This window comes from Streptomyces mangrovisoli, from assembly GCF_000974985.2.
Classification (GTDB): Bacteria; Actinomycetota; Actinomycetes; order Streptomycetales; family Streptomycetaceae; genus Streptomyces; species Streptomyces mangrovisoli.
Genome location: NZ_LAVA02000049.1, coordinates 17,360 through 31,341 on the forward strand (window position 1 = coordinate 17,360; position 13,982 = coordinate 31,341).

11 protein-coding genes are annotated in these 13,982 nt (G+C 72.8%); 5 read left to right on the plus strand and 6 right to left on the minus strand.

Annotated elements, in window-relative coordinates:
• Positions 1 to 299 precede the first annotated feature (299 nt).
• Positions 300 to 3,842, plus strand: a complete 3,543-nt coding sequence (locus WN71_RS21435) for an AfsR/SARP family transcriptional regulator (RefSeq protein ID WP_046589096.1) — start codon at positions 300 to 302, stop codon at positions 3,840 to 3,842.
• Here WN71_RS21435 and WN71_RS21440 read toward each other — a convergent pair.
• The 3 genes from WN71_RS21440 to WN71_RS21450 all read right to left on the minus strand — a co-directional run bounded on the left by WN71_RS21440 (position 3,824) and on the right by WN71_RS21450 (position 7,103).
• Positions 3,824 to 5,530 carry a bifunctional 3'-5' exonuclease/DNA polymerase gene (locus tag WN71_RS21440; protein ID WP_046589094.1) on the minus strand — a complete coding sequence of 569 codons (1,707 nt, stop codon included), beginning with the start codon at positions 5,528 to 5,530 and terminating at the stop codon, positions 3,824 to 3,826. The two genes, WN71_RS21435 and WN71_RS21440, sit on opposite strands and share 19 nt — an antisense overlap.
• An 88-nt stretch (positions 5,531 to 5,618) precedes the next feature.
• A complete protein-coding gene (locus tag WN71_RS21445; RefSeq protein WP_046589092.1) occupies positions 5,619 to 6,365 on the minus strand; it encodes a Clp protease N-terminal domain-containing protein in 747 nt (248 codons plus the stop codon).
• Between the two features lie 108 nt (positions 6,366 to 6,473).
• Positions 6,474 to 7,103: a LysE family translocator gene (locus WN71_RS21450; protein ID WP_046589090.1), complete on the minus strand. Its 630-nt coding sequence runs from the start codon at positions 7,101 to 7,103 to the stop codon at positions 6,474 to 6,476.
• A 91-nt stretch (positions 7,104 to 7,194) separates the two neighbouring features.
• Between WN71_RS21450 and WN71_RS21455 the strand changes: the two genes are divergently transcribed.
• Positions 7,195 to 8,307: a DUF2786 domain-containing protein gene (locus tag WN71_RS21455; protein ID WP_046589087.1), complete on the plus strand. Its 1,113-nt coding sequence runs from the start codon at positions 7,195 to 7,197 to the stop codon at positions 8,305 to 8,307.
• A gap of 132 nt (positions 8,308 to 8,439) precedes the next feature.
• Here the strand turns inward: WN71_RS21455 and WN71_RS21460 are convergent, their stop codons facing one another.
• Positions 8,440 to 8,952 carry a DUF4232 domain-containing protein gene (locus WN71_RS21460; RefSeq protein WP_046589085.1) on the minus strand — a complete coding sequence of 171 codons (513 nt, stop codon included), beginning with the start codon at positions 8,950 to 8,952 and terminating at the stop codon, positions 8,440 to 8,442.
• A 125-nt stretch (positions 8,953 to 9,077) separates the two neighbouring features.
• Entirely contained in the window at positions 9,078 to 9,593 is a 516-nt protein-coding gene (locus tag WN71_RS21465; RefSeq protein WP_240529713.1) for a hypothetical protein, read from the minus strand.
• Between the two features lie 595 nt (positions 9,594 to 10,188).
• On the opposite strand from WN71_RS21465, the gene WN71_RS21470 reads away from it, so the two are divergent.
• Positions 10,189 to 10,467, plus strand: a complete 279-nt coding sequence (locus WN71_RS21470) for a DUF397 domain-containing protein (protein ID WP_046589081.1) — start codon at positions 10,189 to 10,191, stop codon at positions 10,465 to 10,467.
• Between the two features lie 82 nt (positions 10,468 to 10,549).
• Here WN71_RS21470 and WN71_RS21475 read toward each other — a convergent pair whose 3' ends face one another.
• Complete coding sequence (locus tag WN71_RS21475) at positions 10,550 to 11,026, minus strand: ATP-binding protein (protein WP_046589079.1); 477 nt, start codon at positions 11,024 to 11,026, stop codon at positions 10,550 to 10,552.
• 367 nt (positions 11,027 to 11,393) lie between these two features.
• Here WN71_RS21475 and WN71_RS21480 point away from each other — a divergent pair, with 367 nt between their 5' ends.
• Both WN71_RS21480 and WN71_RS21485 read left to right on the plus strand, forming a co-directional pair.
• Entirely contained in the window at positions 11,394 to 12,218 is an 825-nt protein-coding gene (locus tag WN71_RS21480) for a helix-turn-helix domain-containing protein (protein WP_046589136.1), read from the plus strand.
• A 226-nt stretch (positions 12,219 to 12,444) separates the two neighbouring features.
• Positions 12,445 to 13,908, plus strand: coding sequence for an aldehyde dehydrogenase family protein (locus WN71_RS21485; protein WP_046589076.1), 1,464 nt, complete (start codon positions 12,445 to 12,447; stop codon positions 13,906 to 13,908).
• The last annotated feature ends 74 nt before the right edge of the window (positions 13,909 to 13,982 follow it).

Genomic DNA, 13,982 nt, shown 5'->3' on the forward strand with positions numbered 1-13,982 from the left:
GTGGCCGATGGTGGCGTGACCGAGTCGTGCCTCGCGACGAAGGGTCCCGGTCGCACACCTCCGCCGACCGGGACCCTCGCGCACAACGGATCCGGCCGCGGCGGCGTCACTCCCCCGAGGTGCGCGTCCCGCGCGCGCCGTCGGGCCGGCTCCGATGAAGTGATCACATCAGATCGCGCCAACGGATCGCTAACATGTGGCCAGCGTTGGGCGCCGACCGAGGCGTGCCGGGCCGGGAGAGGCGCTCCCGCCCGCAAGGCGCGGTGCGCGCGGCGGCGCGGAAAGGCACGGGCGGTGTGATGCGGCGGCGCGAGCTGCGGTTCGGACTGCTGGGACCGCCGGTTCTGTACGGTCCTTCGTCCCTGGGGGAGGGCGCGGGTACGGATCCCGATTCGGGGGCGGGTGCTGATCCCGATTCGGGGGCGGGTGCGGGTGCGCGTGCGCGTGCGGATTCCGGTTCGGGTACGGATTCGGGGGCGGGTTCCGTCGTACGGACCGTTCGCAGCCCCAAGGCCCGTGCGCTGCTCGCCGCCCTGCTGCTCGAAGCCGGGCGGGTCGTCTCCGTCGAGTCGCTGAAGGACGCACTCTGGGGCGGTGCGCCGCCCGCCTCCGCGCACGCCTCCCTGCACAATCACGTCGCCCGGCTGCGCCGCCTGCTCGACGACCCGGAACGGTTGCGCGCCGTGCCGCCCGGCTATCTGCTGCGGGTCGCCGACGGCGAGCTGGACGTGCACGTCTTCGAGCACCACGTCACCGAGGCGCGGGCCGCGCACACCGCCGGGCGGTGGGAGGCGGTGCTGCGCGCGAGCCGCGCCGCCCTGGCCCTCTGGCGAGGGGCCCCGTTCAGCGGGCTGCCCGCCGAACTCGGCGGCCACGCCTACGTACAGCGTCTGGAGGAGGCCCGCCTGTTCCTCCTCGAATGGCGCTACGACGCCGAACTCGCCCTGGGCGGCGGGCGACTCGCCCGCTGCGTACCGGAGCTGGCGGAACTCGTCGCCGAGCATCCGCTGCGCGAGGCCTTCCACCGGCAGCTGATGCTCGCCCTGCACCGCACCGGCCGGCAGGCCGAGGCGCTCGCCGTCCACCGCGACCTGCGCACCCGTCTCATCGAGGAACTCGGCGTCGAGCCGGGGCCCGCGGTACGGGACGCCCACCTCGAAGTGCTGCGCGATGACCAGGGGGCCGTGGGCCGCCCCGCGGACGGAGGGTCCGCGCAGGGCCGGAGGCCGCGGCAGACGCAGGTGCATGTGCAGGCCCAGGTCCAGGTCCAGGTCGAGGCGCAGGCCCAGGTCGAGGCGCAGGCCCAGCAGCAGGCGCAGGCGCAGGCGCAGGGGCATGAGCGGGAACGGGAGCAGGAGCAGGGAGAGGGGGCCGGGGCAGGGGAGCTCTCGGTCGCGCCCCGGCCCGCCCAACTGCCGCCTCCGCCCGCCCACTTCATCGGCCGCGGCGACGTCCTCGCCGATCTGCTCCGCACCGTGGCCGGTGACGGTGACCCTCGCCGGGGCGGGGGCCGGGCCGCTGACATCGGCGGCGGCACCCCCGTCGCCGTCGTCAGCGGCATGGCAGGCGTCGGCAAGAGCGCGCTCGCCCTGCATGCCGCACACGCCATGAAGGAACGTTTCGCCGATGGGCAGCTCTATGTCCGGCTGCTCGGTGCCACCCCCGGCATGACCCCGCTCACCAGCGCGCAGGCCCTCCGCGCGCTGCTGCGCGACCTCGGCGCCGACCCGCGCCGGATCCCGGAACACCCGGACGCGGCGGCGGCCCTGCTGCGTTCCCTTCTCGCGCCGACCCGCACCCTGCTGGTCCTCGACGACGCCGCCAGCGCCGCGCAGATACGGCCGCTGCTCCCGGCCGGGCCCGGCTGCGCGGTGATCGTCACCAGCCGTTCCCCGCTCGCCGCGCTCGACGGCGCCCGCCGCTTCCCGCTCGCGCCGCTGACCGGCGAGGACAGCGCGGCCCTGCTGCGTGCCGCCTCCGGGCGTACCGGGCTCGACGCCGGTCATCCGCTGGTCCGGCTCACCGGTCGGCTCCCGCTCGCGCTGCGGGTCGTGGCCGCCCGGCTCGCCGCCCGCAGCGCCCTCACCCCGGACGTCCTCGCGGGTCAACTGGCGGCGACGGAAAGCAGGTTGCACCATCTCGAGTACGACGACCTGAGTGTCCGCCGGTCCCTGGCCGTCGCCCACGACGCGCTGGCCGCCTCCGAACGCCGGGCCGACCGCGACGCGGCCCGCGTCCTGTGCCGCATCGGCGGCCTCGACCTGCCCGACTACGGCGCACCCCTCATCGCCCGGCTGGCCGGTGTCGACGAACTCCACGCCGAGGCCGCCCTCGACCGCCTGATCGACGTCGCCCTCCTCCAGGAGACGGCGTACGGCCGCTACACCCCGCACGACCTCGTCCGCGACTTCGCCCGCGAACTGGACACGGCGGCCTGCGGGGGCGACGGCCATGGCCCCGGTGCCGCCGACCCGGCCGACGCCGACCCTCCCGCTACGGCCCCCGGCATCCGTGCCGCCGCCCCCGGCACCCGCGCAACGGCCCCCGGCCTCCTCGCCGCCGCCGACACCCGCGCCCCCGGCACCCGCGCCCCCGACACCCGTGCCGCCCTGATCGCGCTCCGCTGGTACGCCGCCGTCGGCGATCGCGTCCTCACCGCCCTCGTCGAGCCGGGCTTCGACCGGGACGACCGCCGTCGGCCGACCGCCGCCCAGCCCCGCGAGGACCCGGCGTACCTCGCCGCCGTCCCGCCCTTCCCCACCCCGGAGGCCGCCTTCGCCTGGGTCGACGCCGAGCTGGAGAACATCCTCGCGCTGGCCCTGCGGCACGGAGCCGAGGAATCGGGGGAGGTCGCGGGCGCCCGTCCGGAAGCGGGTGCGGAGAGCGCGGACACCCGGCCTCGCGGCACCGCCGGTTCCCTCGCCCGCGTCTCCGTCCTCCTCCGGCTGCTCTTCCCCGCCCTTCAACGCGCCGGCCGCGTCGCCGAGATGGCCGTGCTCGGGCGGGTCGCGCTCGACACCGCCCGGCGCCTCGGCGATTCCGCCGCCGAGGCGTACGCGCTGGGCGACCTCGCCGGGATGCACTTCCTGAACGGCTGCCAGAGCGACGCCCTGCTCCTCAACGACCGGGCCCTGGCGATCTGGCAGCGGCTCGGCGTCGTCTCACGACAGCGGCGCTGCCTCAGCAACCGCGGGCTGCTGCTCGAAGGGCTCGGCCGGCACGAGGAGTCCGCCGACGCGCTGCGCCGCAGCCTCGAACTCTCCCGCAGCCTGGACGACCCCTACGGTGAGGCCGTCACCCACAGCCACCTCGGCAACCTCTACGAGCACACCGACCCGCGGGCCGCCATCGAGCAGCACCGGCGCTCCCTCGCCATCGGCGACCGGCTGGGCGCGGTCCTCGTGCAGCACTCCGCGCACTGCAACATCGGCTACGCCCACCTCACCCTCGGCGAACCGGCCGCCGCGCTCGGCCACTTCGAGGAGAGCCTGCGCATCCTCGGCGGCCAGGCCGACTGGCACGGCGAGTCCCAGACCCGGCTCGGTCTGGTCCGCGCCCTGCGCCTGCTGGGCCGTACCGAGTGCGCGGGCCACGCCTGCGCGGAGCTGTTGCGCCGCGCCGACGCCCGCGCCGACCGCTACATGGGCGCCCTCGCCCGTCACCAGTACGGCCTGCTGCTGCGCGACGAGGGCCGGACCGAGGAGGCGTACGCGCAGTGGCGCACCGCCTTCGTCGCGCTGGACGGCACCGACGAGAAGGCCGTGCTCGCCGAGCTCGGGGAGCTGCTCGACCGGCGCCGCGAACCGCTCGGCGGCCCCGCGTCTCACTTGGCGTCGGCGTAGCACTCCACCACCGCCGTGGTGAACGGGAACCGCACCGGTGTCTCGCCGAACGTCAGCTGCCCCGCCTGCTCCGACGCCTCCCGGATCGCCGCCACCACCGTGTCGGCCTCCTTCTGCGGGCAGTGCACGATCACCTCGTCGTGCTGGAAGAAGACCAGCTCGGCCGCCAGCCCCGCGCAGGCCCTGCGCAGCCCCGCGAGCAGCAGCAGCGCCCAGTCGGCGGCGCTGCCCTGGACGACGAAGTTGCGCGCGAAACGGCCCCGGGCGCGGGAGTCGCTGGACGCGTAGCCCGGCACCCAGCGCTGGTCTTCGGGGTCCCCGGTGGGCCGGGAGCCCGTGGGCTCCTCGGCGACCGGGATCCCGGCCTCCTCGCCGCCGTCGCCCGAACCGGCCGCGGGCGGGCAGGTCCGGCCCAGCCAGGTGCGCACCAGCCGCCCCTCCTCCCCGGCGCGCGCGGCGTCGTCGACGTAGGCCACGGCGCGGGGGAAGCGGCGTCTGAGGGCCGCCAGGTTCTTCAGGCCGTCGCCGGACGTCTGGCCGTAGACCGCCCCGAGCACGGCGAGCTTGGCCTGGGCGCGGTCGCCGGAGAAGGCGCGATCCGACACCGACTGGTAGAGGTCGCTCTCCCGGCCGGCCACCTCCATCAGCCCGGGATCGCGGGAGATCGCCGCCAGCACGCGCGGTTCCATCTGGTCGGCGTCGGCCACCACCAGCCGCCAGCCGGGGTCGGCGACCACGGCGCGGCGGATGACCTTGGGGATCTGGAGCGCGCCCCCGCCGTTGGTCACCCAGCGCCCGGTGACCGTGCCGCCCGCGAGGAACTCCGGCCTGAACCTGCCCTCGCGCACCCAGTCCTGGAGCCAGGACCAGCCGTGCGCGACCCAGATGCGGTACAGCTTCTTGTACTCCACGAGGGGTGCGACCGCGGGATGGTCGACCGACTGGAGCTCCCAGCGGCGGGTCGAGCGGACCTTGATCCCGGCCTGGGCGAAGGCCTTGACCACGTCGGCGGGCAGATCGGGCCGCACCCGGCGCCCGAAGGCCGCCGACACCTCGTCCGCCAGCTCGGCGAGGCGGGTCGGCTCACCGCCGCCCGTGTACCGCTCGCCGAGGAGTTCGTGCAGCACCGCGCGGTGTACGTCGGCGCTCCAGGGCAGGCCCGCGCGGTTCATCTCGGCGGCGACCAGCATCCCCGCCGACTCGGCGGCGGTCAGCAGCCGCATCCGGCCGGGGTGCGCGGTCGCCTGGTGCCGGCGCTGCTGGTCGGCGTAGACCGTGAGCAGGTCGGCGAGCGGCAGGCGCGTGCCGCTCGGCTCGAACAGCGGGGACTGGGCGCCCGGCTCGGCCGAGCGCTGCGGCGGGTCCGGCGGCACCGGGCCGCCGCGCAGCCGGGCCAGGGCCGCGGCCGCCGAGCGGGGTTCGCCGTGCCGTCCCTCGTGGCCGAGCAGAAGGGTCTCGGCGTCCTCGATGTCGTAGCACCGCTCCACGCGCACGCCCGCGGCGAGCAGGTGGGGATAGACCTCGGAGGTGGAGCGCCACACCCATCGCGTCACGTCCGGGCGGTCGCGCACCGCCGCGGCGAGGTCCGGCTCCCGGGTGACCGGTGCGGCGGGCAGCCCGTCCGGACCGAGGGGGGCGACGTCCGCGCCACCGTCCTCGGCCGGAGCGAGCGCCCACCGACCGGTCATGCGTACGAGTCTGGCAGGGGGCACTGACAACGCCTTTGACTTGCGCTTTCATCGCCGCTCGCCGGTCAGCCGCCCTCCGTCCAGGCCCTCACGCTTCGGGTCGGCCCGATTCCGGCGTCCCGTCCTGGAGCACGGCCAGGACCCGCGCCACGAACCGCTCGGTCTCGTCCTTGCGTACGCCGAGGCCGTTGAGGACGCCCTCGCCGTTCTCGTGCTCGAGCAGGGCCAGCAGCAGATGTTCGGTGCCGACGTAGTTGTGGCCGAGGCGCAGTGCCTCGCGGAACGTCAGCTCCAGGACCTTCTTGGCGTCCGGGCCGTACGGCACCAGCTCGGGCGCGTCGGGCACGGCCGGCGGGAGCGCGGCGGTGGCCGCCTCCGCCACCGCGTCCAGGGAGACGCCCTGCTCCCGGATCGCCTTCGCGGCGATGGCCTCGGGCTCGGCGAGCAGGCCGAGGACGAGGTGCTCGGGCAGGCCCTCGGCGGCGCCCGCCTCGACGGCCCGCGCGTGCGCGGCCATGACCACGCTCCGCGCGCGCGTCGTGTAGCGGCCGAAGTTCTGCGCGGGGTCGGCTCCGGCGGTCTCCTTCGGCACGAAGCGCTTCTGGGCCGCCTGGCGGGTGACGCCCATGCTCCTGCCGATGTCCGTCCAGGACGCGCCGGAGCGGCGGGCCTGGTCGACGAAGTGCCCGATCAGATGGTCGGCCACGTCGCCGAGATGGTCGGCGGCGATCACCGCGTCCTGGAGCTGGTCGAGGGGTTCGGAGTGAACCTTCTTGATGGCCGCGATCAGGTCGTCGAGCCGGAGGGATGGCGTGAAGGACGGATCGGTCGTCATGTGTCAACCGTAGGTTGACAGTCAAGGGGTGTCAACCCATGGTTGACACCCCTTCGTCGGGTGACTGTCTGCGGAGCTACGCGGCTACGCGGCTACGCGGCCACGGGGCTACTTCGGGGCGGCCGCGAGCCGTAACGCCAGTCCCGCGAAGACCGTCCCACTGAAGATGTTCAGGCCCCGCGCCACCCGTCGGCTGCGGCGCAGCAGCGCCGCGAGCCGGCCGGAGAGCAGGCCGACCGTGCCGTCCACCGCCAGCCCCATCACGGTGATCGTCAGGCCGAGGAGCAGGAACTGCTCGCGCACGTGCCCGAGGCCCGGGTTCACGAACTGGGGCAGGAAGGAGACGTTGAAGAGGATCACCTTGGGGTTCAGCAGATTGGTGACGGCGCCCCGCCAGAAGGCGCGCCGCCGCCCGGCCCCTGCCGCCCCGCCCTCCTCGACCGGGGCCTCGGCCCGGTCCCGGAACGCCTTCACCGCGAGGACCAGCAGGTAGGCCGCGCCCGCCCAGCGCAGCACGTGATAGAGCGTCGGCAGCGTGAGGAACAGCGCCGACAGACCGAGTGCCGCCGCGACCGAGTGCACGAACATCGCGCAGGCCACCCCGACGGCGGCGGTCAGTCCGGTGCGAGGGCCGCCCCGACCGCCCATCGCCACGATGAACATCATGTCGGGGCCGGGTGTGACGCAGAGCGCGAACGCGGCGACGAGGAAGGCCGCGTAGAGAGAGGTGTCCACCATGACGCCATGCTCGGAGCCCCGCCAAGGGCGGGGGCACAATTCCGGGGAGTGAGACGCGCCCCGGCCCGCGCCGCCGTGACACGATCGACGCGTGAGCAGTACGACCAGCACGGTGGAGCGCGCCTTCGCGGCAGCCCTCTACGACGACTCCGACACCGGCCTCGACACGGGCGCCTCACTGCTCGCGGCCGACCCGGGCGCGGACACCGAACTCGCCCGGCGCGGACGCGAGTTCGTCGCGGCGGCCTGGCGGCGCGGCTGGCAGCCCGCCGACGTCGTACGGCTCGTGCGCCGCGAGCTGGACGCCGTACACGTACGACTTCTCGCGGAGGCGATCCGCGCGCAGGCGCCCGACGACCGGTCGCGGGGCCGGCGCTGGGCGGCCCAGCTCGCGGAGCTGGACGCCGGGCAGGAGCCGCGCGCCGACCGGTTCTCGTACGCCACCGCGGTCCTGGAGCTGTACCGGCTGCTGCTGCGGCTGCCCGCGCTGGAGCCGCTGGAGGAGCCGGTGGCCTCGCGCGCGCCGGAGTCCCGGATGCTCACCCGGATTCGCGCGCTGCTCGCCAAGGCCGAGGCGACCGGTTTTCCGGAGGAGGCGGAGGCGCTCACCGCCAAGGCGCAGGAGCTGATGGCACGGCACAGCGTCGACGACGCGCTGCTCGCCGCCGGGGCACCGGCCGGGGACGCGCCCGGCGCCTGCCGCATCGGGGTCGAGCCGCCGTACGAGCAGGCCAAGGCGGTGCTGCTGAACGCGGTCGCCGACGCCAACCACTGCCGGGCGGTGTGGAACGAGCCCTTCGGCTTCGCCACCGTCGTCGGCTTCGAGGCCGACCTGGAGGTGGTCGAGCTGCTCCACGCCTCGCTCCTCGTGCAGTCCGAGCACGCGATGACCACGGCGGAGGCCGCGCAGCGCGCGGGCGGACGCAAGCGTACGAAGACCTTCCGGCAGTCCTTCCTCGCCGCCTACGCCCACCGGGTCGGCGACCGCCTGGCCGTCGCCGCGCGGACCCAGGTGCCCGGCGATCTGCTGCCCGTCCTGGCCACCCGCGAGGTGGCCGTCACGGACCGGCTGGACCGGATGTTCCCGGAGACGACCACCACACGGCTGCGCGGGGTGACGGACGAGGCGGGCTGGACGGAGGGGGCCCGGGCGGCCGACCGGGCTCAGGTGAGGTCCCGGCGCCGCCTGGACCAGGGGAGCTGACGCGCCTGGACCGGGGGAGCAGGCGCACCTGGGCCAGGGCGGCTGACGGACCCGTCGTCACTGCCGCCGTGCCCCCCGGCGGCCGCCGCGCTCCGGCCTCGGCTCCCGCCGGTCTCCGGCCGATCTCCCGCGTCAGTCGCCCGCCTGGGTGAAGGCGCTGACCGAGGCGTTCGGGGTGGTCGCGCCGCCCTTGCCGGCGACGGGGCCGTACGTCCACGGGTAGGTGCGGGTGTCCGTGCTGCCGGGCAGCCCGATCTTCATGCTCTTGGCCTGGAGCGCGGCGCTGTCGCCGTCCTTGCCGCGCACGTACGAGATGGTGAAGGTGGCCGACTCGCCCTTGGCCAGCGTGAGCTTCTGCGCCTTGGCGCCCTGCTGCGAGGACATCTTGGCGGACGTGCCGCCGGCGATCAGGGTGACGGAGGGGAAGCCGTCCAGGGTGCACTTGGCGCTCTGGTTGGTGAGCGAGACCGTCACCTCGCCGGTGTCCCCGGCGGCCGGCGCGGCACTCGCGGGCCCGACCTGGAGGCCGACCGTGTCGAGTTCGCACCCGGAACCGTGGCTCTTGCTCCCGCCGCCGCCACTGTCGCAGCCGGTGAGAACGAGGGCCGCGGCGAGCGCGGCGACGGTGAGCGGAATGGCGCGCATGAATGTGTCCCTGCTGACGTCGTGGCGTGTCCGACCATCATCACGCCGGCGCGGGACGCCCCTTCGCGCGCCCCACCCCTCGCCGCGCGCGCCGGGAACGAGACGCTGTTCCGGCGCCGCCCCGGTCAGGACCCGGTGGTGGCCGTCGCCAGGCCGGCCGGCAGCTTGCCGCCCTGCGCCTTGGTGTACGTCTCCTTGCCGATCTTGCCGCCCGACCAGGTCACCGTCATCGAGGACTTGCCCAGCGAGTCGACCATGCCGGTCGTACGGTCCTTCGCCGCGTCCCCGGAGCACGTGAGGTGGATCATGCGCATCCCCGCCTCCTCGCCCGCGGTGCCGCTGCACACCGTGCCGCCGGTCGCGAAGAGCCCCGCCTTGGTGCCGGTGACGACCAGGGCCACCGCCTTGCCGTCGGTGGTCGCGAGCCAGCTGCCCTGGAGGCCGGACGCCTTCGTCGACGACGCCGTACCGCCGGAGCCGTCCGAGCCGCCGCCGGTGGCCGTGGCGGAGGTCGCGGACGTGCTCGGCGTGGCGGAGGAGCCGTCGTCGGAGCCGCCGCCGCTGCACGCGGTCAGCGCGAACACGCCCGCCAGGCCCGCGGCCGCGGCCGCGATCCGCACCGTCGTAGTCGCCGAAGTCACTGGACGCTCCCAAGCAGTAGCCGGCCGGTCCGCGCGGACCGGAAGGACATCGGCAAGTTACCAGGGGTACCCGAGAGCCCCCCAGGCCCCGGCCGCCGGGGGCGCCCGGTGCCCCGCACGCTGCCCGTCCGCTGCCGCACGACGCCGGGCGGACGCTCCGCCTCCGCCGGACCGACGCGGATCCGGACGATTCCGCGGACCGGACACTTATCCGGACCCTGGAACAGGAAGGGCGCGGCACGCGTCTGTTCCTAGTGCACGAGGGGTTCGATCCGGACGACCCCGCGCAGCCGACGGCACGGCGGATCATGGACGGGGGGTGGCGGACGCATGTCCTGCGGGCTTCGGGGCAGACGCTGGAACGACTTTGACAAGGCACTCGTTCTGCTGTCGGTGCTCCTTGCGCCTCGTACCGCGTTCGACATCACGTGCAGAGCCGCCTTCGGTAAAGCGGTCGTCAAAGCTGTAACCGGAGGAACACCCCGCGTGCACGTGCATCTGCTCGCGCATCTGCACGTGAACAGGGTTATGATCCGGGTCAGTTGACCATTGCATCTATGGCCTCACCAGCCAGTGCACCACCGGGGAGCGACCTGTGGACCACGACGTGTACGACGTGTACGACGTTGCCGACGCGTCCGGCGTGTACAACGGCATGGCCGCCGCGCAGTTGCACGGGGTGGCCTGGCAGAAGAGCCGGCACAGCAACTCGCAGGGATCCTGCGTGGAGTTCGCCCGGCTCCCCGGCGGTGATGTCGCCGTACGCAACTCCCGCTTCCCGGACGGTCCCGCGCTCGTGTACACCCGAGCGGAGATCGAGGCCATGCTGCTGGGCATCAAGGACGGCGAGTTCGACCACCTGATCGTGGGCTGATCCCCGGGACATCCGGGGATGAATCTCGTATTGCGGGCCGTAACGCGCGTAGAATCGCGGCGCCAGAAGGCGCCGCGATCCGTCACGAGGTGGGGGGCAGCCGGAACAGTGCCCAGACCACCTTGCCGTGCAGGGTGCCGGCCAGCGGGTGCCAGCCCCATCCGTCGCTGAAGGAGTCGACGAGGAACAGGCCGCGGCCCGACTCCGCCGCGAAGTCCTCCGAGTCGCACGCGACCGGGCTGTCGTGGCTGGGGTCCCGCACCGCGCACACCAGTCGCTCGGTCCAGCGCATCAGGTGCAGCCGCACGGGCGGGGCCTGCTCCGGGTTCCGGGGCGCACCGGCCGGCAGCGCGTGGCGCAGGGCGTTGGTGACGAGTTCGGAGACCACCAGACAGACATCGTCGAAGCGCTCGCCTATCGACCACTGGTCGAGGGTCTTGCGGGTGAACACCCTTGCCTCGCGCACCGCTTCGAGGCGGGCGGGCAGGGCGCACGATGCGGCGCTGGACACGGCCGCGGGATCGAGCGGCGGAAGGCCCTGCCGTAACGGCTCGAGCATGGTCGATCCATTCGTCCCCATGCGAGGCACTCCCGGGAATTCGCGGTCGTTGCTCAGCGGTCGTTGCGATGCAGCGGTGGCGCGAGACCATGGTTTCGGAAGCGCACATCAGATGCAAGGGCAGATGCACGTGCAGCTGACCGAATTGGACGCTCCCGTACCGCTTGTTGGCCATTTTTTCCGCCAACTTCCCGTGTCCCCCTTGCCCTCTGCTCGCGTAGTTCTGCACGAAACCTTTGGCTGCTTTCCGTTTCCGTAACCGAGCGAGTACTGCTCGAAGTGTTTTAGTGGCAGACTGCGGCCCCTGAAGACGTTGGGGAGGCTGGCGAACGTGAGCGCGGGAGAGCCCGGATCGGTGGTGCGGCGGATGCTGCTCGGCTCGCAACTCAGGAGACTGCGAGAGGCACGGGGGATCACGCGAGAGGCGGCGGGCTACTCGATCCGCGCCTCCGAGTCGAAGATCAGCCGGATGGAGCTGGGCCGGGTGAGCTTCAAGACGCGGGACGTGGAAGACCTCCTGACGCTCTACGGCATCACGGACGAGATGGAACGCACCTCCCTCCTCTCCCTCGCGCGCGAGGCCAATGTCGCCGGCTGGTGGCACAGCTACTCCGACGTCCTGCCCACCTGGTTCCCCACCTACGTGGGCCTCGAAGGCGCCGCGTCCCTCATCCGCGCCTACGAGGTCCAGTTCGTCCACGGACTGCTCCAGACCGAGGCCTACGCCCGCGCCGTCGTCCGGCGCGGCATGAAGGGCGCCAGCGAGGCGGACGTCGAGCGGCGCGTGGCGCTGCGCCTGGAGCGCCAGAAGTACCTCGTCGCCGAGAACGCCCCCGAGTTCCACATCGTCCTGGACGAGGCCGCCCTGCGCCGCCCCTACGGTGACCGAGAGGTCATGCGCGGCCAGCTCCAGCACCTCATCGACATCTCCGAACGCTCCAATGTGCGGCTCCAGATCATGCCGTTCAGCTTCGGCGGGCACTCGGGCGAGAGCGGCGCCTTCACCATCCTGAGCTTCCCCGAGTCCGACCTCTCGGACGTCGTCTATCTGGAGCAGCTCACCAGCGCGCTCTATCTCGACAAGCGCGAGGACGTCGCCCAGTACGAGAAGGCGATCAAGGAACTCCAGCAGGACAGCCCCGGCCCCGACGAGAGCCGCGACCTGCTGCGCGGACTGCTCCAGCTGTCCTAGGGCGTGTTGCGAAAGTCCCGCGGCAGGAGACGGCACCGGTTCCGCCCGCTTCGCGACCCGGAGGGAAAACCCTCGGTTTTCCTGTGGATGTCGCGGGGGTTGGCCGATGAGCACCCTCAACTCCCCTATGACGCAAGTACGATGACGTGTGATCAGACCGGGAAGTTGATCAGGTGTCTGCTGCGACTGCGCCGACCGCCTCGGCAGCAGGGGATTGAGGGATCACATGTCGTCGTCCTATTTCACCGACCTGGCCCAGCAGTACATCGACGGTGAGTGGCGCCCGGGAACCGGCTCCTGGGACATCATCGACTTCAACCCGTACGACGGCGAGAAGCTGGCCTCGATCACGATAGCCACCGTCGACGAGGTCGACGAGGCCTACCAGGCCGCCGCGCGCGCCCAGAAGGAATGGGCCCGCACCAACCCCTACGCCCGCCGTGCCGTGTTCGAGAAGGCGTTGCGCGTCATCGAGGACCGCGAGCCCGAGATCACCGAGGCGATCATCGCCGAACTCGGCGGCACGCACCTGAAGGCCGCGTTCGAGCTGCACCTCGCCAAGGAGTTCCTGCGCGAGTCGATCCACCTGTCGCTGCGCCCCGAGGGCAAGATCCTGCCGTCGCCGACCGACGGCAAGGAGAACCGCCTCTACCGCGTGCCGGTGGGCGTCGTCGGCGTGATCAGCCCCTTCAACTTCCCCTTCCTGCTGTCGATCAAGTCCGTGGCCCCCGCGCTCGCGCTCGGCAACGCCGTGGTCCTCAAGCCGCACCAGAACACGCCCATCACCGGCGGCTCCCTCGTCGCGAAGATCTTCGAGGACGCCGGTCTGCCGGGCGGTCTGCTGAACGTCGTCATCACGGACATCGCCGAGATCGGTGACGCCTTCATCGAGCACCCCATTCCCAAGGTCATCTCCTTCACCGGCTCCGACAAGGTCGGCCGCCACGTCGCCACCGTCTGCGCCTCGCAATTCAAGCGCTCGGTGCTCGAACTCGGCGGCAACAGCGCGATCGTGGTGCTCGACGACGCCGACATCGACTACGCCGTCGACGCCGCGGTCTTCAGCCGCTACGTCCACCAGGGCCAGGTCTGCATGGCCGCGAACCGCGTCCTCGTCGACCGCTCCATCGCCGACGAGTTCACCGAGAAGTTCGTCGCCAAGGTCAAGACCCTGAAGACCGGCGACCCGCGCGACCCGCAGACCGTCATCGGCCCGCTGATCAACTCCTCGCAGGCGGACTCCGTCTCCGGCACCGTCGAGCAGGCCATCGCCGACGGCGCCACCGCGCTGGTGCACGGCGCCACCACCGACAACCTCGTGGAGCCGTCGGTCCTCACCGGCGTCCCCGCCGACTCCGCCCTGCTGCGGCAGGAGGTGTTCGGCCCGGTCGCCTTCCTCATCCCCTTCGACGGCGAGGAGGAGGCGGTCCGCATCGTCAACGACACGCCCTACGGGCTGAGCGGCGCCGTCCACACCGGTGACATCGAGCGGGGCGTGGCCTTCGCCAAGCAGATCGACACCGGCATGTTCCACGTGAACGACGGCACCGTCCACGACGAGCCCCTCGTACCCTTCGGCGGGGAGAAGAGCTCTGGCGTCGGCCGCCTCAACGGCGAGACCACGCAGGACTCCTTCACCACCCTGAAGTGGATCTCGGTGCAGCACGGCCGCAGCGGCTTCCCGTTCTAGCCTCCCTCCCCTCCTATGGGTGATGACGTGTCTTACGGGTGATGGCGAGTCGATCTCCCGCCACGGGCCATTGA